Below are 18830 nucleotides of genomic sequence, written 5' to 3'. Positions count from 1 at the left end.
GACCGTTCCTTTCGACATAGCGGCGCCTGGTCCGGACGAATGTGCGCGGGGCCAGTTGCTAATTGATTTAGGGACTTGCTAGGCGCAGACTAAAACAACGTCAGGGTGAGTCAGGCGTCGTCCGGCTTGCTTGGGGACGGTGTCTGCGAACCACCCCGAGAGGCCACCCAGTACCGGCTCCGCCGGAAAAAAACCAATTTCGTCTTTTGTCCGTAACGGAACCGTGGAAGGCATTTTGCGCTTAAATCTTTTTTTGAAGTCTCTTCAAATGTCACTGAATCCCCGGCTGTTGATCTGCATCTAAAACTGTTCAAATCCAGTTTTCACGGCGGGGACGACGGCGGCAACTGCGGCATCACGGCCGAAAGCCAGCACAGCACCTGCAACCCTTTTACCTCCAGCGTATTCTGGTTCAGCGTGGAATCGCGGATGTCGAAGAAACCCAGCGCCGTGGCCTGGCCCAGATTCTGCCGGTCTTCGTTGGACCAGTTGGCGGTGATCCTGAGATCGCGAATGACGATGAACGAGGTCGGCAGCAGGGGAAACATGCCGGGATTGTCGTTGCCGGACCCGTTGGAATATTCGCCAGCCCGGGTGCCGCACATATACCAGTTCCTCATCCTCAGCAGCGCGAGCTTGAACCAGCCGCGGTCGATGTTCACGCGGCAGTACTTGAACGAGATGCTGAAATTGTCGCTGCTGCCGGCTGGCTTGGTCGGCAGTTCCTCGTTGACCAGGTTGGTAAGGTGATAGCGGTTGAGCAGGTCGATGTGGCCCAGGTTGAGCTGCTTCTGGGTGAGGTCGAGCGCCTGAATCTGGTTGACGAGCTTGAAGCGGCTGTAGGAGTTCTGCGGCATGACCCTCTGGTTGAACAGCGCTTGCGCCTTCACGCTGGCCAGGTTGGCGGCAAACACGGGCGTCGCGGTGGCCGCCGGGTTGATGTGCAGGGTCCCGGCGAGATGCGCCGCGGTCGGCATGGCCTTGATCGCGGCCGAAGCCTGCAGATTGAGCGGCTTGTGGACGACGGTGAACGGCGCCGCGATCTTGGGGATATTGATCAACTGTGTTTTTGCGACCATCTGCTTTGCCTGCAGCTTGATCGAATCGGCCTTGACGTTGTCGAACGGCCGCAGCTTCCAGACCCCCTGCTTGACCAGCGAGGGCCCGCCGGCCCTGACGAACTGCGAGTCCGGCGCGGCGGGCTTGATGGCGCCGGATTGCATGTTCAGGGTGGGCCAGAATTGCGCGGCCGTTTCATCGTACCAGTTGGCGGGCGTCGCCAGGCAAGGGTAGTAGAACGAGTTGGGATCGCTCGAACTGCCGGTCCTGGCCTGAAGGAATTCGTACTGCGAATCGCCGAACAGCTTGAACATCGGATTGCTGCCCACATCGTCCGGATTGGCGCCGTTCGGAATGGCGCCGGTGACGAGGATTTCGTACAGGTCGTCCACCTCCAGCCCGGAATTCTGGAAGTAGGTTTTGCTGAGCGTCGGCGCGATGTTGGCGAGGTGGGAAAAGGTCTCCTTGGCCACCTGGGGATCGTACGGCCCGTTCGGCGCGGCCGCCGGTTTGAAGTCTTGCGGCGACAACGAAAAACCCGGCCACGCCATTTGCATGACGATGGACGGATTGGCGTCGCTAATGTTGAGCAGTTTGGACAATTCGTCGTACACCGCTCCGATGAAGTCGACGGTATTGGACATGGAGCCTCCCTGGCTCAAGACGTGGTGGATAGATGGCGGCCCCTTGCGGAGCCGCCGTTGCTGGTGTCAGGCCGGACGAGCCGTCAGGCCGGTGGAGAGTAGGGCACCACCTGGCTGATAAAGCCGATCACCTGCACCCCCGGCACGGTGATGGTGCCGGCCGCCATGGCCGAGGTGAACTTCTGATTCGAGCTCGAATGCGAGTAGCTGCCGGAGATCGAGAACGGCCCGATGCCGAAGCCGCCGCCGCCGCTGGTCTTGGAGGTCATCAAGTCCCAGTCCGCCTTGGCCCAGTTGGCCGAAATCTTCACCTTGCGCACGACCACAAAGGAAGTCGGCAACAGCGGCATCAGCTCGCCGTCCTGGCGCGCCTTGCTGCCGTTGGACAGCGTGCCTTTCTTGTACAGGTTGCCCAGGTCCCAGCCCTTGGTGGCGAGCAGGCTCGCTTCCATCCACGGACGCCTGATTGTCACCAGCGTGTATTCAAAGCTCACGCGCAGGCCGTTGGTTTCGGAGCTGACATGCTGGTGGGAGTCGGCATGGCCGGCCGAACCGCCGATGCTGAACAGGCCCAGGCTAAAGCCGGCCGAGCCGCCGTAGGAGGTGTAATCGGACGAAGCGCTGTTCGCCACGCTGCTCGACGCGGAGTCGAACGTGGTCCAGCCGCTGGATTTGCTGGTGCTGCTGTACCAGTCCGATGGCAGCAGCGAGACGCGGTAGACCTTGGGCGAGAGGCCGGTCCCGGTATCGTTGAGCACCGCGCCGTAACCCTCGAACAAATCCTGGGCGTGCTTCCATGCCAGTTGCAGCGCGTTCTGGACCGAGGTGGTCTTGATCGCCAGATTCTGCTCGACCTTGTTGGCGTCTTCAGCGCGCCAGCGGTCGTAGGAGGTCTTGACCGGGATCTGCAGGGTGGACGCCACCATCGGCCAGGTGTTCTTGCCGGTCGTGGTCTTCTGCGCTTCCAGGAAGGCGCCGATGTAGGCGATGCGCGCGTTGTTATAGGCCGCCTGATTGTCCAGGTAGTCGCGGTAGACCTGCGATTCGATCTTCTTCTGCGTCACCTCGCCGGTGTCGGGATCGGTCACCGAGACCATGCGGAACAGATAGTTCTCGGCATCCTGCAACTGTTTTTCCACCGCCGGGTTGGGCGGTTGCGCCGGGATGTGCACGCCGTCCAGCATTTGCTTGTACATCTCGCTGATCTTGCGCGTGCTGTCGGTATAGATCGCCGACATCTTCGGCGCCACGTCGACCAGCTCGGTGGTGTTGATGGCGGCGTCCTGGCTGCCGCCGCTGTTACCTGGGGTCCAGGGATTGCGGAAGTCGGCGGAATTGATCGCCAGTCCAGGCTTCATCAGCGACAGCACGGTGCTCGACGCCTGGAGTACCGGCTTGCCGCCAGGCTCGGCCTGCGTCACCGAGTTGAAGATATTGTCGAAGATATTTTGGATCAGGGCAGAGACTTCTGTTTGAGTCATGTTAGCGCTCCTTTTAGCATGCAACGGCCGGACTGTATGCGTCTGCCGCCGCCGCGCATTGATTGAAAGTAGCCCTGCTGCCGCAAGGCTTACTTTCATGCGTGACGGTGCAAACGATGTGTAAAGTGACGTGATGGTCTGAACAATATAGTCGGCCAAACTCAGCAAACATACGCGCTTTGTCACAACGAAAGAGTTTAATTGGAAGGGGAGCCGGCGCGAAGCTCCCTGCGCCGCATCAGCAGATACACGGCCGGCACGACGAACATCGACAGCAGCGGCGCGGTGATCATGCCGCCGACCATCGGCGCCGCGATACGCTGCATGACCTCGGAGCCGGTGCCGGCTCCTATCATGACCGGCACCAGGCCGGCGATAATCACGGCGACCGTCATCGCCTTCGGCCGGACGCGCAGCACGGCGCCCTCGCGTATCGCATCCAGCAGCTCGGCCTCGCCCGGCGCGCCTTGCGCCAGGCGGGCCACCCACGCGTGCTTCAGGTACAGCAGCATGATCACGCCGAATTCGGCCGACACGCCGGCCAGGGCAATGAAGCCGACCCCGCTCGCCACCGACAGGTTGTGTCCCAGCGCCCACAGCAGCCAGATGCCACCCGCCAGCGCGAACGGCAACGTCGCCATGATCAGCGCCGCCTCGTCGGCGCGCTTGAAGGTCAGGTACAACAACACGAAGATGATCAGCAAGGTCATGGGCACGACCACTTTCAACTTGGCGGTCGCGCGCTCCAGGTATTCGAACTGCCCCGACCAGGACACCGAGTAGCCCGCCGGCAGCACCACTTCCTTCGCCACCAGCTGCTGCATCTCGTGCACCGCGGAGCTGAGGTCCCGGCCCCGGATGTCGACATACACCCAGCCCGACAGGCGCGCGTTCTCGCTCTTGAGCATGGGCGGTCCATCGTCGATGCGGATCGTGGCCACGTCGCCCAGGCGTATCTGGGCGCCGCGCTCGGTCAGCACCGGCAGCGCGCGCAGTTTCTCGACCGAGTCGCGCAGCTCGCGCGGATAACGCACATTGATCGGAAAGCGCTGCAAGCCCTCGACCGTCTCGCCGATGTTGTCGCCGCCGATGGCGCTGGCCACGATGCTCTGCACGTCCGCGATGTTCAGGCCGTAGCGCGCCGCCGCGTCGCGGTCGATATGGATGTCGACGTAGCGTCCGCCGTTGAGGCGCTCGGCAAGCGCGGACGAGACGCCCGGCACGCGCTTGACCACCTGTTCGATCTGCGCGGTGATGCGGTCGATCTGCTGCAGGCTTGCGCCGGCCACTTTGACGCCGACCGGGCTCTTGATGCCGGTGGCCAGCATGTCGATGCGGTTGCGGATCGGCGGCACCCAGATGTTGGACAGGCCGGGTAGCTTGACGATGCGGTCGAGCTCTTCGACCAGTTTGTCGGTGGTCATGCCGGGGCGCCACTGGTCGCGCGGCTTGAACTGGATGGTGGTCTCGAACATTTCCAGCGGCGCCGGATCGGTGGCCGATTCGGCCCGGCCGGCCTTGCCGAACACGGTCTGCACTTCCGGCACGGTCTTGATCAAGCGGTCGGTCTGCTGCAGCAGCTGCGCCACCTTGCCGGCGCCGATGCCGGGCAGGGCGGAGGGCATGTACAGCAGGTCGCCCTCGTCCAACGGCGGCATGAATTCGCCGCCCAGGCGCGCCATCGGCCACGCCGTCGCCAGCGCAACCAGGGCGGCCGCGGCCAGCGTGCTTTTCGGATGGCGCAGCACGATCTCCAGCAACGGCCGGTAGAGCGCGATCAGCCAGCGGTTCAAGGGGTTTTGCCGTTCGTCGGGGATGCGTCCGCGTATCAGGTAGCCCATCAGCACGGGGATCAAGGTCACGGCCAGGCCGGCCGCCGCCGCCATGGCGTAGGTCTTGGTATAGGCCAGCGGCGCGAACAGGCGCCCCTCCTGCGCTTCCAGCGTGAACACCGGAATGAAGGACAGCACGATGATCAGCAGCGAGAAGAACAGCGCCGGGCCGACTTCGGCCGCCGCGTCGCCGATCACGGTCCATTGGGCGTCGCCGGCCAGCTTCTCGCCAGGATGGGCGTGATTCCATGCCTCGATGTGCTTGTGGGCGTTCTCGATCATCACGACTGCCGCGTCGACCATGGCGCCGATGGCGATCGCGATGCCACCCAACGACATGATGTTGGCGTTCACGCCCTGATAGGACATGACGATGTAGGCGATCAGGATGCCCAGCGGCAGGGAGACGATGGCCACCAGCGCCGAGCGAAGATGAAACAGGAAGATCGCGCAAACGATGGCGACGACGATGAATTCCTCGATCAGCTTGTGTTCGAGATTGTCGACCGCGCGCCCGATCAGCTTGGAGCGGTCGTAGACGGGAACGATTTCCACGCCGGCCGGCAAGCCCGCCTTGAGCTTGGCGAGTTTGGCCTTCACGGCGCGGATGGTTTCCAGCGCGTTCTTCCCGGAGCGCATGACAATCACGCCGCCTGCCACTTCGCCTTCGCCGTCGAGGTCGGCGATACCGCGCCGCATCTCCGGCCCCAGCTCCACGCGCGCCACATCGCCCAGGCGTACCGATACGCCGGCCTCCGTGGTGGTCAGCGGAATTTTCCGGAAGTCGTCGAGCGAGCGCAGGTAGCCGGACGCGCGCACCATGTACTCCGCCTCGCCCAGCTCCAGCACGGAGCCGCCGCTTTCCTGATTGGCCCGCTGCACCGCTTCGATCACTTTGCCATGCGGGATGGCGTAGGCGCGCAGCTGGTCCGGGTCCAGCACGATCTGGTATTGACGCACCATGCCACCCACGCTGGCCACCTCGGCGACGTTCGGCACGGTCTTCAGCTCGAACTTCAGGAACCAGTCCTGGTAGGCGCGCAGCTGCGATAAATCCAGCTTGCCGCTGCGGTCGACCAGCGCGTATTCGTAGATCCAGCCGACGCCGGTCGCGTCCGGGCCGAGCGCCGTCTTGGCCTGCGCCGGCAGGCGCGCCTGCACCTGGTTCAGGTATTCGAGCACGCGCGACCTGGCCCAATAGGGATCGGTGCCGTCTTCGAACAGGATGTAGACGAAGGAGTCGCCGAAGAAGGAATAGCCGCGGACGTTTTTCGCCCCGGGCACCGACAGCATGGTGGTGGTCAGCGGATAGGTCACCTGGTTTTCGACGATCTGCGGCGCCTGGCCCGGATAGCTCGTGCGGATGATCACCTGCACGTCCGACAGGTCGGGAATCGCGTCGAGCGGCGTGCGTGCCAGCGACCACACGCCCCAGGCTGCGACGAAGACAGCCGCCAGCAGGACCAGGAAACGGTTGGCGATCGACCAGCGTATCAGTTTGGCGATCATGGTTTATCTCCCGCCGGAGTCGCCGGCATGTTCGCCTCGCCCATGCGGGTTGCGGTGCCCTTCAGACTGGCCTCGGAATCGAGCAGGAACTGGCCCGAGAGGACAATCTTCTGGCCGGCGGACAGCCCCTTGCGGATCTCGGTCATGCCATTGCTTTCGGCACCCGGCTCCACGTCGACCGGTTGGAACCTGCCGCCATCCAGGGCCAGTATCACGACGCTGCGCGTGCCGGTCTGGATCACCGCTTCCGAAGGCACCAGCAGCGTGTCGGCGCCACGGCTGGAGGCGAAGCGGATGGTCGCGAACATGCCCGGCACCAGCTGGCCGCCGGTGTTGGTCAATTCGATCCGCGCTTTGAGCGTGCGCGTGGCCGCGCTCACCTCCGGCAGCAAGGCGCCGACCTTGCCTCTGAAGACACTGCCCGGCAGCGCCGGCGAACTGGCCTCGACGACATCGCCCGACCCCACCCTGGCCGCCAGGTTTTCGGGCACTTCCGCGTTCACCCAAACGGTGGACAGGCCGTTGATGCGGAACAGCTGCGCCCCCGGCGCCACAGTCATGCCTTCGCGCGCGCCAAGCTCGACGACCACGCCGCTGAGCGGCGCGACTAAGGTCATGCGCGGATGAACCTTGCCGCTCGCTTCGACCAGCCGGATCTGCGCGTCGCTCATGCCGGCCAGACGCATGCGCTGGCGGGCTCCATCGACCAGCGGCGCGGTGTCGTCTCCCCGCATGCGGCGGGCCGCCAGGTATTCTTCCTGCGCCGCGATCCAGTCGGGGACATACAGTTCGGCCAGCGCCTGCCCCTGCCTGACCGCGTCGAGCGGGGCGCGCACATACAGGCGCTCAATAAAGCCGTTGTTGCGGGCCTGCACCAGCGCCACGTCGCGTTCGTTGTACCCGACGCTGCCGACCGCGACGATGCCGGACGGCAGCCGCCCAGCGGCGACCAGCGCCGTCCGCACGCCCAGGTTTTGCTGGATGCGCGCATTGGCCGCGACGGCGCCGTCATCGCCGTCGGCGCCGGCGTAGACCGGCACCAGCGGCATGTCCATGAACGGCGACTTGCCGGGCTTATCGAACTTCTGGCCGGGCATCATCGGATCGTGCCAGTAGAGGGGTTTCCTGGCGCTCCCGGTGGAGGCGGGGACTGTTGCGCCGGTGTCGGCCGGCATGGCTTTCATGCCCTGGCGCAGGCCGAACTGGTAGGCCGCATAGCCGCCGGCGGCCAAGGTCAAGGCGAGGGCGCTCAGCAGCGCGGGTAATTTCATGTTCTTCATTGTGATTCCTGTTGTGGACTCATGGCGGCATGCGGGGTGCTTGCGCCGTCTGGATAGAGAAAGTTCAGCTGCGCCCAGAGCCGCGCGGTATCGAGCTCCAGCTGCAGCGCCTGCATGCGCGTTTCCGCCTCGTTGCGCCTTGCCGCCAGCACCTCGGCCAGCGTCGTCTTGCCGCCCCGGTAGGCGGCCAGCGTCGCCGTACTGCGTTGGTCGGCCAGCGGCAGCGTTTCGCGGCTGTAGTGGCGAACCCGCTCCTTTCCGCTCTGCCATTCGACCAGCAGGGCGCGCGTCTCGGCGATGTGCTCGCGCAGCTTTTCGTCACGCTCGGCCCTGGCCTGCTCGACCAGGGCGAGCCTGGCGGCCAGTTCGCGGTCCTGCCGGTTCTTCCTGTCCCACTGCAGCGGCACGGAGATCCCGATCGACACCATGTTCGCGTAGGCCGATCCGCGCTGTTGGAACGCGAACTCCACGCTCCAGTCGGTGCGCCGGTTGGCCTGGGCCAGATTGGCGTCCGCTTGCGCGATGTCTTCCTGCCGGTTCAGCACTGCAATCTGCGGATGGTGGACAAGGTCGCGCTCGAGCGAGCCGGCATCGAGGCGGACGCTGTCGATGTCGGGCGCGCCGGCCACGCCGGTCTCGCCGCCGGTCCACCGCGCCAGCATGGTCCTGGCGACACGCAGGCGTCGGTCCATATCGCTGCCGCGGTCGTCAAGTGCGAGCAAGGCGGCGCGGGCCGCGAGGAGGTCGATCTGGCTGCCGCGTCCGCCAAGATAGGCGGCCTCGGCGGCTTCGATTTCCTGGCGGGAGGTGGCGGCCTGTCTGGCAAGGACTGTGGCCATCTGCTCCGTGTAAAACACATCCAGCCAGGCAAGCGCGGTGTCGCGCTGGATGGCGGCCGTGGCAACCTCGCCTTCGGCATGGGCCTTGTCCGCTTCGCGTTCAAGGCGCGCGGAGCGCCAGTGGAGCTTGTCTGCGCTGGTCAATTCCTGCGACAGGCCGACACGCCGCATGGTCATGAAATCACCGCCCAGGCTGAGCCGGTCTGGCCCGCCGACAGGCAGATTGTCGATGCCGATTTTGAGCACGGGATCGGGCAGCTGGCCGGCCGCGACCGCCATCTCGCGTGCCGCCGTTGCGGCTAGATCCTGCGCGGACAGTTGGCGCGAGCGGGCGACTGCTCGTTGTTGGGCTTGGGTCAGCGTGAGCGGCTGGGACTGAGCCGGCACAGCGGCCAGCAGCGTGACGGTAAGACCGATCATCGACAAAACGCGAAGACGGCCGGCGTGCGCATGGCAATGCACGAAAAGCGGGGATGACATGGAACCTCCAGAATGCGATGGACAACATCGCGCTCGCCAGCTTCGGCGGCGCGACGACGAACTAGGCAATCCGGGGGATTAAATGCGGAAACAGCAGTTGCGGATGGCGACAGGGGGCGCGGTCGTGCGCGCCAGGGCGATCGGCCGGCAGGATGCGGCGTCGGCAATGAAGACAGCGTCGAAAGGCTGCAATTCCAACATCAGCGCGCTTGGCACGAACGGCGCCACGTTGGATGCCGTCGGGTTGTCGAGCGCTTGTTTGGCCGGTTCGCCATGCGCGTGCAGATCGCAAAGCTGGGGCTGGCCGGGATCCATGCCCTGGCAGTCTGGCATGCCGCTCATGTTGGACTGAGCCGTTACCGCGCTGGCCTGGCTCTCCGCCGGCACGCCCGGACACACGTACGATGCCACGGCAAGCTGCATGAACAGCATGCTGAGCAGCGCAACGATGGCCGTCAATAAGCGTGTGGAACGGGAGGTCTTCATGAGGGAAGCAAGGTCGATAGATAGCTTAGCGTAGGTTGGATCAGATGGGCTGTCAAGAACCTTGGCCTGCATATATTCTCAAGTTGTTATCTTCTGATAGATTTCAATCCAAGAAGAAGGGCACAATGCATTTGTAAAATTGATCTAGCAGTGCCTTTCTTGTGCGCGCAAGAGGGCGCCCGCGTGGTGACCTCAACGTCAAGGAGAACAGAATGATGCCTGCACTGGGCACCGCGCTCGCTGACGCGGAGTTGTTGTTGATCCATGCGATACGCGATGGCATGATCGTGCCGCCGGAAATTATCGACCATCTGGTGCAAACGCGTTCGTTGTTCGTCGAGGGCGGCATGAGCGACGCGCAGGAAGCGCAATTCTGGATAGCGTTCGGCGCCTTGTCCAAGCTGGTTTTCCCGGTCACAGTGTCCAGCCTGCGGGCGACCGTGGATGGCCGGGCGCCGGCAGCGCAGCCCACCAATGCCTTGTGGCGCTGGTTCGGCATCGGCGATGGCAACAGGTCGCTGGCGCGGCGCGCCGTGATGGCCTATACCATCATGACGATGGCGACCCTGCTGGTGCTGTTGACGGTGCAGATCTACTGGCTGTTCGGTGTCACGGTGACTGGCGACATCAAGGCAGTGACGGTGGCTGTGGCCGCCAATAGAGGCTTGATAGATAACGTCGCCATGCAGCGCGAACTGGCACATAGCCCCACCTGGAAGGGCCCCGGCGGCGCGGCACTGGATGCCCAATCCAAGGCTTTTTCCCAGGTCGAAGGCACCCTGGAGTTGCGCAGAGCGTCCAGCTACGACATGCTGGAGACCTGGAGCACGCCTTGGGAGTTTATCTGGGAGGTCAAAGCGAGTTGCCTGCGCAACGGCAACGGCGATCCCGGCAATGCACCGCTGTGCGAGCAAACATCCCGTCTGCAAGCCACCAAGGTGGTGCTGGATATCCTGCAGCGTTATGCGTTGCCGCTGTTGTATGGCTATCTCGGAGCGTGCGTATTCACGCTGCGGACGCTGGCGGGGCAGATACGTGCGCGCGCATATTCCGAATCCAGCAATATCGATTTCCGTATCCGCTTGTGCCTGGGTACATTGGGCGGGCTGGTGTCCGCGTGGTTCCTGATCCCTGGCAGCACTGAAGCGATCCCCAGCAATATCTCGCCGTTTGCCCTGGCGTTCATGGCTGGCTACAGCATCGAGTTGGTCTTCACGGCCATGGACCGCATCATTGCGGCGTTCACAAAGACAGGGTGAGAACGCTTCGACCGGCCGCGATGATTGCGCATATCATTTTTTATGGTTTTAATTGACAATAACTTTTCAACCCTTTTACACTGGGTTTTCGTGAACAATAAATTACGGCCAATCTTTGATCGATAGAAAGAACCGCGTACATGCCGCCCGCCGCTAGGCCGATACGCGAACTCCGCGGCGTCGCTCCGGACGGCTTGACGGACGCCATCCTGACGGCGACCGAGCCGCTCGTGCTGCGCGGCTTGGCGGCGGCGTGGCCGATGGTGCGCGCCGCGCAAACCTCGGCGCAGGCAGCCGACGCCTATCTGCGGCGCTTTTACCGCGACGCCAGCGTCAACGCGATGCACGGCGCGCCCGGGATAGGCGGGCGCTTCTTTTACAACGCCGATATGAGCGGCTTCAATTTCACCGCAGTGCGCGTCCGCTTCGACGCCGTGCTCGATGCGCTGCGCGAGCACCTGGATGACGACCAGCCACCAGCCTTCTATGTCGGCTCGACCACGATCGACGCCTGCTTGCCGGGTTTTCGCGCGGAAAACGATATCGACCTCGGCACGCGCGCCCCGCTGGCCAGCATCTGGGTGGGCAACCGCACGCGCATCCCGGCGCACTACGACCTGCCGGACAACCTGGCCTGCGTGGCTGCCGGACGGCGCCGCTTCACATTGTTCCCGCCGGACCAGCTGAGCAATCTGTATGTCGGCCCGCTGGACCTGACGCCGGCCGGCCAGGCGATCAGCCTGGTCGACTTCGCCGCGCCCGATTTCGCCGCCTTCCCCAAATTCGCCACCGCGCTCGAGCACGCGCAGGTGGCCGAGCTGAAGGCGGGCGACGCGCTGTTCATTCCCAGCATGTGGTGGCACCACATCGAGGCGCTGGACAGCTTCAATGTGCTGGTCAACTACTGGTGGCGGCAAACGCCCGACTATATGGACACGCCGGTCAACACGCTGCTGCTGGCCTTGATGACGCTGCGCGGGCTGCCGCCGGCGCAGCGACAGGCGTGGCAGGAAATCTTCCGCCATTACGTCTTCGACAGCGATGGCGGCGAAGCCGGCCATATTCCGCCGCATGCGCGCGGGGTGCTGGCGCCGTTCGATGACGACGCGGCCCGCAGGCTGCGCGCGCAGTTGTTGAATATGATGAGGCGTTAAACCTTGAGCTTGCCCGCGATCTTGGTCGACGGGCGAGTACGCGGGGCGGCGTCGGATTGGCGCCGTATCAGCTGATAGTCCATCACCACATGCTCCGGCGCTTCGTCCTCGCCATCGCGCTGGGCGTTGATCTGCCTGACCAGAAACTGCACCGCCGCCGCCGCCATGTCGGTGATGGGCTGGCGCACGGTGGTCAGTTCCGGCCAGATGGTGGTCGCCAGCGCGGTATCGTCGAAGCCGGCCACCGTCAGGTCGCCCGGCACATCCAGCCCCAGGCGATGGGCGATGGCCACCGTCGCCGCCGCCATGTCGTCGTTGCTGGCGAAGATGGCGGTGGGGCGCTGTTCCAGTCCCAATAAGGTTTCGGCGGCGTCCAGTCCCGAGCGGTAGGTGAACAGCCCTTGCACGATCAGCTCCGCCGCGCCTTGCGCGCGTTGTTCGGCGATGGCGGCCTGGAAGCCGGCCAGCCGGCGCGCGCTGGCGGTCTGGTTGGGATGGCCGATGATGAAGCCGATGCGCTGGTGGCCCAGCGAGATCAAATGGCTGGTCATTGCATGCGCCGCGTGGAAGTCGTCGATGCTGACGGCGCAGAGGCGGTCATCCGGGCTGCCGCAGGCCACCGTGACGGCCGGCGTGCCGGAGGCGGCAATGACATCGATCAGGTTCGGCGTGTCGCACAGCGGCGGCGGCAGGATGATGCCGTCGATGCCGTTGGCGATCATGCGGCGCGCCTGTTCGGCGCCTTGCTCGTCGGCCTCGCACTTTTCCACCAGCAGTTGTACATTGTTCGGACTGGCCTGGTTCAACAGGCCGACCAGCAATTCGCTCAGGTAGCCGGCGCTTGGGTTGCTGTACAAGAAGCCGACTCGGATGGGCGGCGCTCCTGCCAGGCGGCGCGCCGCCTGGTTGGGCACGTAGTTCAGCGCCGCCACTGCCTTGCCGACGCGGTTGCGGGTGACTTCGCGGACACGGGTGTCGCCGTTCATCACACGCGATACGGTCATCGGCGAAACGCCGGCCAGCTTGGCGACGTCGATCATCGTCGGCGCCCCCGACCGTGTACCCGCTGCGGACTTTGATTTCACCTTGATGCTTGTCATCGGCCTCTTGCTAACCTCGTGTTGTATGGTTGTCATGCTCTGCGGACTTTACCACAAGTGGATCACAGGCCACAGGCCTTGCCCTTAAAGAGCAGCAATCCAGACATGTTGACTTGGCAATCCCAATCCATCACACTGGGAAATGGTAGCGCTATTCATAGTGAGTTAATGGCGCCATATCATCTAACAAAAAACCAGGAGACAAGATGAGTAACGACAAGCGCAGGCAGTTCCTTAAATCGATGACCGGCCTGGCCGGCGCGGCGTCGCTGGCGCCCGCGATGGCGCTGGGCGCCGCCGCGCGCCTGCCTTACAAGGATGCGTCGCTGCCGCTCGCCGCGCGCGTCGACGATCTGCTGGGCCGCATGACGTTGGACGAGAAGATCGCGCAGATGCAATGCATCTGGCAGGACAAGAAGCTGATTCAGGACGCACAGAACGAATTCTCCGCCGAGAAGGCGACGCGGATGTACCCGCATGGCCTGGGCATGGTGGCTCGTCCGTCCGACCGCCAACTGGGCCAGGCGGCCGGCGCCGGCGACACCGGCGTGGTGGCCAACCGCAATGCGTTTGAAACCGCGACCTATGTGAACGCCATGCAGAAATGGGCGCTCGAACAAACCCGCCTCGGCATACCGTTGCTGATGCACGAGGAGTCGCTGCACGGCTACGTGGCCCGCGACGCGACCAGCTTCCCGCAGGCGATCGGACTGGCATCGTCGTTCGATCCCGGCATGGTGCGCGACGTCTTCAGCGTCGCCGCCCGCGAGATGCGCGCGCGCGGCGCCAACCTGGCGCTGGCGCCGGTGGTGGACGTGGCGCGCGAGCCGCGCTGGGGACGCATCGAGGAAACCTACGGCGAAGACCCGCACCTGTGCGGCGAGATGGGCAAGGCGGCCGTGCTGGGCTTCATGGGCGAATCGAGACAGCTGGGCAAGGACAAGGTCCACGCCACGCTAAAGCATATGACGGGCCACGGCCAGCCGGAGAGCGGCACCAATATCGGCCCGGCCGAGGTCAGCGAGCGCACGCTGCGCGAGGAGTTCTTTCCGCCGTTCGAGAAGCTGGTCAGGGAAACCCATATCAGCGCCGTCATGCCGTCGTATAACGAGATCGGCGGCGTCCCCTCGCACGCCAACCGCTGGCTGCTGACCAAGGTGCTGCGCGAGGAGTGGGGCTTCAAGGGCGTGACGGTGTCGGACTATTTCGGCATCAGTGAATTGATCAGCCGCCACAAGCTGGCCGCCACCCCGAAGGAGGCCGCGCTGGCCGCCTTCAAGGCCGGCGTGGATATCGAGACGCCGGACGGCCAGGCCTACAAGACGCTGGGCGAACTGGTACGCGAAAAGAAGATCGCCGAAAAAGACATCGACGCCGTCGTGCGCCGCATCCTTGAACTGAAATTCCTGGCCGGCCTGTTCGAGCAGCCCTACGTGGACGCCAGGGCCGCCGACAGCCTGACCGCGACGCCGGAGGCGGTCGCGCTGGCGCGCCGCGCCGCGACCCGCACGCCGGTGCTGCTGAAGAACGACAAGGGCTTGCTGCCGCTGGACGCGAAAAAGGTCGGCAAGGTGCTGCTGCTCGGCACCCACGCCAAGGACTGCCCGATCGGCGGCTATTCTGACGTGCCGCGCCAGGTGGTGTCGATCCACGACGGCCTGCTGGCCGAGAGCCGGGCGCAGGGTTTCGAACTGCGCTACGCGGAAGGCGTGCGCATCACCGAAGGCCACGTCTGGGGCGCGGACGAGATCAAGTTCACGGTGCCGGAAGTCAACGCCAGGCTGATCGCCGAGGCGGTGGAGGCGGCCAGGTCGGCCGACACCATCATCATGGTCCTCGGCGACAACGAGCAGACCAGCCGCGAGGCCTGGGCCGACAATCACCTGGGCGATCGCGACAGCCTGGATCTGATGGGCCAGCAGAACGACCTGGCGCGCGCCATTTTCGCGCTGGGCAAGCCGACCGTGGTGTTCCTGCTGAACGGACGCCCATTGTCGGTCAACCTGCTCGCGGAAAAGGCCGACGCGCTGATCGAAGGCTGGTACATGGGCCAGGAAACCGGCCATGCCGCCGCCGACCTGCTGTTCGGCCGCGCCAACCCCGGTGGCAAGCTGCCGGTGTCGATCGCGCGCAGCGTCGGCCAGCTGCCGGTCTTCTACAACCACAAGCCGTCAGCGCGCCGCGGCTACATCGACGGCTCGACCGCGCCGTTGTATCCCTTCGGCTTCGGCCTGAGCTACACCAGCTTCGACATCTCGGCGCCGCGCCTGGCCAAGGCGAGCATCCGCGCCGGCGAATCGACCAGGGTCGAGGTGGACGTGCGCAACACCGGCAAGCTGGCCGGCGACGAGGTGGTGCAGATCTATATCCGCGACGACATCAGCTCGGTCACCCGTCCGGTGCTGGAACTGAAGGCCTTCCAGCGCGTCACGCTGCAAGCGGGTGAACAGCGCACGCTGTCCTTCGACATCAAGCCGGCGGATCTGTGGTTCTATAACATGGACATGAAGCGGGTCGTCGAGCCGGGCAGTTTCACCATCCACGCCGGCCCGGACAGCGTCCGGCTGAAGTCCGTCAAATTGATGGTGTCGTAAGCAAAAAAGCCGCTCCCTTGATGGCGAGCGGCTAAGACCACGAGCGTGGCCGCGAGACGGCAATCTGCGTTTAGAACTTGTAGCGCGCGCCGATCATGTAACGCGGTCCGGCTTGCGTCACATTCAAGGTCGATGCGCTCGTGCGTCCATGCTGACGCTGAGTGGCATCGTTCAGGTTGATCGCCTCAAGCTGGAAGCTCAGGTTCTTGTTGAAGTTGTAGCCCACGCTGACGTCGAGCTGACCATAGGCGTCGGTGTACACCGGCGCCGCCCGGTTGCTGCCGTCGACCGTCGCGGCCAGGAACTCGTCGCGCCAGTTGTACGCCAGCCGCACAGACCATTCCTTGTTCTCGAAGATGCCCACCACGTTGGCCGAATTGCTCAGGCCGAGAATGGCGAACTGGTCGTTGACATCGGCGTTGTTGTACTTCAGCGGCGAGTGCACGTAGGTGTAGTTCGCCTGCACACCGAAACCGCTCTGGCCGAACATGTGCTGCACATTGACCTCGGCGCCGCTGACGTTGGCCGATTTCTGGTTGGCGTAGGTGGTGGTCTGGAAGACGAGCAGCGGGTCGCTCGACAGGCCGGTGATGGTACCGTCCAGCATGCCGTCGCCTTTGACCCCGGTCTTCTTCACGCCCGGCTGGCCGTCGAAATGGCCCAGGATGTAGTTGCGGATGCAGTTGGTATCGGCGGCGCCACAGCCATTGGACAAGGCCGCCTTGTAATAGGCGCCGCCGACCGGCGTGTGCAGGTCGTACAGCGTCTGCGAAACCAGGGTCTGTCCGGCGTAGTTATCCAATTGTTTGCGGAAAAAGGCCAGCGACACCAGGCTCTGTTTGTCGTAGTACCATTCCCACGAGAGATCCAGGTTCTTGGACTTGACCGGCTTCAGCGCCGGGTTGCCGACCGAGGCGCTGCCGCCGGTGAAGACGTTGGCGATGGTGCCCAGCGTCAGACCGCCTTGCAATTGATCGTAGCGTGCGCGGCCGATGGTGGCGCCGAGGCTGGCCCGCAGCTTCATGTCGCTGCGCAGATCGGCATCCAGATTGATGGCCGGCAGGACGTTGGTGTAGGACGCATCGGTGCTGCTGAATGCCTGGCCACCGAAGGTCAGCGGCAACTCGTTCTGCGCCACCCACACCACCGCAGAGGCTGGCAGCACCTGGGCCACCGAGCTGACCTGGGTGCGCTCCACCCGCACCCCGACCGATGAGTGGACCGGAATCCTGAGATCCCAGTCGCTGCTGAGGGACAGATAGGCCGATGTGGTTTTTTCCTGCAGCATGCGATCGGTGTCGGGAACGCCGAAGTTGGGCAGGTAGGCGGCCTGGTTGCCCACCGCGTTCGCGGTCACCTGGCGCACCTTGGCGAAGTCGAAGGTGTACAGCGTGGCGAACAGGTCGGGCGAGTTGGCGCCGCCCAGCTTGTTGAAGAAGGAGGGCAGGGAATTGGCCTGGTACAGGCTGGCCGGATAGTCCGACGCCTTGGTCGCGCCGCCCCAGGTGTTGTTCTGCACATTGGAGAAGGTCGAGCGGTTGGTGGTGTCGGTATAGCCGACGCCGAAGTTGAGCTCGGATGCCTCCAGCAACTGCAGGCTGCCTTTTGCCTGCGCCTGCTTGATGACCGATTTTTCGTAGCCGTTGTGGAACCACGAACCGGCAGCCTGGATCGGCGCGGCGGCCAGGTTGGCGGCCGGCATGCTCAGGATCGGCAGCTCGTGGGTGAAGTCGACCTTGGTCGTGCCACGGCTGAAGCTGGCGTTGGACAGCACGTTCTCGCTGCCGAACGGGCTGTCCGCGCCCGACTCGGCGGTGGAGTGGTGGGCGTCGAACTCCAGCTTCAGGCCTGGCCTGACTTTCCAGGCGGCGTTGAAGCCGATCGACTGGTTCTTGGTCTTGGTGGCGTAATCGCTGCCCACCACCGAGATATCCTGCGGTGTCGGGTAGACCTCGGAATAGGTCAGCGGGCTGACCACGTGACCGCTCGGCCAGCTGCTGGTCGAGGTCGGCGTCTGCGCGAACCATACGCTGAGTTCGCTACGCTTGGTCTGTATCTTGTTTTCCGAATAGGTGTAGTCGACCGTGGTGGTCAGGTCCTTGACCGGGCGGAACTGGAAAGTCAACTGGCCGTTGGTGCGCTGCCGCTGAACCGCGGCAACGTTGTAGTTCATATTCTGCGGAATCGAATACAGCGCGTCCTGCGCCGGACGGTTGGTGATGTTCTGCGAACCGGGCTGGCCGGGTTGCGGCAGGGTCTGTCCGTCGATGACCGCCGATCCCAGATAGGGGCCCTGGTAGCCGTTGAACAGGCCGGCGCGGTTGAAGCCGGAATCGCGCGACTGGAAGCTGGCGCTCAGCGACACGCCAAAGCGGCCATCGGCGCTGGTATTCGAGTAAATTCCGGACACCTCCGGCGTCACGCTATTGCCCTTCATGCTATCGGGCAAGTGGTCGTTGGAGGTGTCCTTGACCGCCTTGACGCCGATACTGGAATGCATGCCGGGATTGTCGAACGGACGCCCGGTGACCACGTTGATGGTGGCGCCGATGCCGCCGGTGGGGCTGTCGGCGCGGCCGGTTTTGTACACCTGCAGTTGCGAAATCGATTCCGACGCCAGGTTCGAAAAGTCGAACGAACGGCCGGACAGATCACTCAGGTCGGTGGTGGGCATCTGGCGGCCATTGAGCAACACCAGGTTGAAGTCCGGCCCCAGGCCGCGCACGGTGACTTTCTGCCCTTCGCCGTTGCTGCGGTCGATCGAGACGCCGGAAATCCGCTGCAGCGATTCGGCCAGGTTGGTATCGGGGAACTTGCCCATGTCTTCGGCAACGATGCCGTCGACAATGCCGTCCGAGTTGCGCTTCAGGTTCAGGGTCGACTGCATACTGGCACGGATACCCGTCACGATTACTTGCGGGCCCTCGGTGCCGGGGACTGGCGCCTGCTGGGCGTGGCCGGGCATGGCCAGCGCGCTGCACGCACTGGCAACCGCCAGGTACATCAAACGACGTTGAAAAGGTTTCTGCATAAAGTCTCCGTTTTTTTATATTGAGTTTCTTGTACGTGGTCTAACGGTTTGATGTCCGGTCGCTTGCCTCCTTGTGACGGTT

Annotated in this window: 11 protein-coding genes; 3 read left to right on the top strand and 8 right to left on the bottom strand. The window is 64.1% G+C overall.

Features of this window, described 5'->3' with window-relative positions:
• Positions 1-323: 323 nt before the first annotated feature.
• The 6 genes from AC07WS_RS12200 to AC07WS_RS12175 all read right to left on the bottom strand — a co-directional run bounded on the left by AC07WS_RS12200 (position 324) and on the right by AC07WS_RS12175 (position 9682).
• The gene (locus AC07WS_RS12200; RefSeq protein ID WP_494729326.1) at positions 324-1703 is read right to left on the bottom strand and encodes a hypothetical protein; all 1380 of its coding nucleotides are present in this window, start codon (positions 1701-1703) and stop codon (positions 324-326) included.
• An 83-nt stretch (positions 1704-1786) separates the two neighbouring features.
• Positions 1787-3184, bottom strand: coding sequence for a hypothetical protein (locus tag AC07WS_RS12195; RefSeq protein ID WP_494729325.1), 1398 nt, complete (start codon positions 3182-3184; stop codon positions 1787-1789).
• A 197-nt stretch (positions 3185-3381) separates the two neighbouring features.
• Positions 3382-6525 carry an efflux RND transporter permease subunit gene (locus AC07WS_RS12190; RefSeq protein WP_494729324.1) on the bottom strand — a complete coding sequence of 1048 codons (3144 nt, stop codon included), beginning with the start codon at positions 6523-6525 and terminating at the stop codon, positions 3382-3384.
• Positions 6522-7805 carry an efflux RND transporter periplasmic adaptor subunit gene (locus AC07WS_RS12185; protein ID WP_494729323.1) on the bottom strand — a complete coding sequence of 428 codons (1284 nt, stop codon included), beginning with the start codon at positions 7803-7805 and terminating at the stop codon, positions 6522-6524. The genes AC07WS_RS12190 and AC07WS_RS12185 overlap by 4 nt, the downstream gene beginning before the upstream one ends.
• Complete coding sequence (locus AC07WS_RS12180) at positions 7802-9124, bottom strand: TolC family protein (RefSeq protein WP_494729322.1); 1323 nt, start codon at positions 9122-9124, stop codon at positions 7802-7804. The genes AC07WS_RS12185 and AC07WS_RS12180 overlap by 4 nt, the downstream gene beginning before the upstream one ends.
• Positions 9125-9202: 78 nt before the next feature.
• The gene (locus tag AC07WS_RS12175; RefSeq protein WP_494729321.1) at positions 9203-9682 is read right to left on the bottom strand and encodes a hypothetical protein; all 480 of its coding nucleotides are present in this window, start codon (positions 9680-9682) and stop codon (positions 9203-9205) included.
• A 140-nt stretch (positions 9683-9822) separates the two neighbouring features.
• Between AC07WS_RS12175 and AC07WS_RS12170 the strand changes: the two genes are divergently transcribed.
• The gene (locus AC07WS_RS12170) at positions 9823-10869 is read left to right on the top strand and encodes a hypothetical protein (protein ID WP_494729320.1); all 1047 of its coding nucleotides are present in this window, start codon (positions 9823-9825) and stop codon (positions 10867-10869) included.
• A 140-nt stretch (positions 10870-11009) separates the two neighbouring features.
• The gene (locus tag AC07WS_RS12165; protein WP_494729319.1) at positions 11010-12023 is read left to right on the top strand and encodes a cupin-like domain-containing protein; all 1014 of its coding nucleotides are present in this window, start codon (positions 11010-11012) and stop codon (positions 12021-12023) included.
• Here AC07WS_RS12165 and AC07WS_RS12160 read toward each other — a convergent pair.
• A complete protein-coding gene (locus AC07WS_RS12160) occupies positions 12020-13063 on the bottom strand; it encodes a LacI family DNA-binding transcriptional regulator (RefSeq protein WP_494729318.1) in 1044 nt (347 codons plus the stop codon). The two genes, AC07WS_RS12165 and AC07WS_RS12160, sit on opposite strands and share 4 nt — an antisense overlap.
• Before the next feature lie 266 nt (positions 13064-13329).
• Between AC07WS_RS12160 and AC07WS_RS12155 the strand changes: the two genes are divergently transcribed.
• On the top strand, positions 13330-15717 hold the full coding sequence (locus tag AC07WS_RS12155) for a glycoside hydrolase family 3 N-terminal domain-containing protein (protein ID WP_494729317.1): 2388 nt from the start codon (positions 13330-13332) through the stop codon (positions 15715-15717).
• A 70-nt stretch (positions 15718-15787) separates the two neighbouring features.
• Here AC07WS_RS12155 and AC07WS_RS12150 read toward each other — a convergent pair whose 3' ends face one another.
• The gene (locus AC07WS_RS12150) at positions 15788-18748 is read right to left on the bottom strand and encodes a TonB-dependent receptor (protein ID WP_494729316.1); all 2961 of its coding nucleotides are present in this window, start codon (positions 18746-18748) and stop codon (positions 15788-15790) included.
• Positions 18749-18830: the final 82 nt, after the last annotated feature.

The sequence above is a fragment of the Duganella sp. GW821-FHT01E12 genome, assembly GCF_059422325.1.
The sequence above is the reverse complement of the archived record's forward strand: the minus strand, read 5'-3'. Positions and strand labels throughout refer to the sequence as shown.

What these genes read in the sequence shown, in the direction of transcription:
- AC07WS_RS12200 (WP_494729326.1), bottom strand. Translation starts at nt 1,703, where the DNA reads ATGTCCAATACCGTCGACTTCATCGGAGCGGTGTACGACGAATTGTCC.
- AC07WS_RS12195 (WP_494729325.1), bottom strand. Translation starts at nt 3,184, where the DNA reads ATGACTCAAACAGAAGTCTCTGCCCTGATCCAAAATATCTTCGACAAT.
- AC07WS_RS12190 (WP_494729324.1), bottom strand. Translation starts at nt 6,525, where the DNA reads ATGATCGCCAAACTGATACGCTGGTCGATCGCCAACCGTTTCCTGGTC.
- AC07WS_RS12185 (WP_494729323.1), bottom strand. Translation starts at nt 7,805, where the DNA reads ATGAAGAACATGAAATTACCCGCGCTGCTGAGCGCCCTCGCCTTGACC.
- AC07WS_RS12180 (WP_494729322.1), bottom strand. Translation starts at nt 9,124, where the DNA reads ATGTCATCCCCGCTTTTCGTGCATTGCCATGCGCACGCCGGCCGTCTT.
- AC07WS_RS12175 (WP_494729321.1), bottom strand. Translation starts at nt 9,682, where the DNA reads ATGCAGGCCAAGGTTCTTGACAGCCCATCTGATCCAACCTACGCTAAG.
- AC07WS_RS12170 (WP_494729320.1), top strand. Translation starts at nt 9,823, where the DNA reads ATGATGCCTGCACTGGGCACCGCGCTCGCTGACGCGGAGTTGTTGTTG.
- AC07WS_RS12165 (WP_494729319.1), top strand. Translation starts at nt 11,010, where the DNA reads ATGCCGCCCGCCGCTAGGCCGATACGCGAACTCCGCGGCGTCGCTCCG.
- AC07WS_RS12160 (WP_494729318.1), bottom strand. Translation starts at nt 13,063, where the DNA reads ATGATCGACGTCGCCAAGCTGGCCGGCGTTTCGCCGATGACCGTATCG.
- AC07WS_RS12155 (WP_494729317.1), top strand. Translation starts at nt 13,330, where the DNA reads ATGAGTAACGACAAGCGCAGGCAGTTCCTTAAATCGATGACCGGCCTG.
- AC07WS_RS12150 (WP_494729316.1), bottom strand. Translation starts at nt 18,748, where the DNA reads ATGCAGAAACCTTTTCAACGTCGTTTGATGTACCTGGCGGTTGCCAGT.